Annotated in this window: 1 protein-coding gene; it reads left to right on the plus strand. The window is 50.2% G+C overall.

What is annotated here, in order from left to right; all coding sequences use genetic code 11:
• A partial coding sequence (locus tag LKX83_RS33265; protein ID WP_227887574.1) for a glycine--tRNA ligase subunit alpha occupies positions 1 to 223 on the plus strand: 223 nt, incomplete at both ends.

Below are 223 nucleotides of genomic sequence, written 5' to 3' on the forward strand. Positions count from 1 at the left end.
GTCACTGCAAAATTTCTGGGCCAAGCAAAACTGTCTTATCGTGCAGCCATACGATGTAGAAAAAGGTGCTGGTACGATGAATCCGATGACATTTTTGCGCTCGATTGGTCCTGAGCCGTGGAATGTCGCATATGTAGAGCCGTCCCGCCGTCCCGCTGACGGACGCTATGGTGAGAATCCGAACCGTCTGTATCAGCATCACCAATTCCAGGTGATTATGAAG

The sequence above is a fragment of the Cohnella baijiui genome (genome assembly GCF_020731285.1).
GTDB lineage: Bacteria > Bacillota > Bacilli > Paenibacillales > Paenibacillaceae > Cohnella.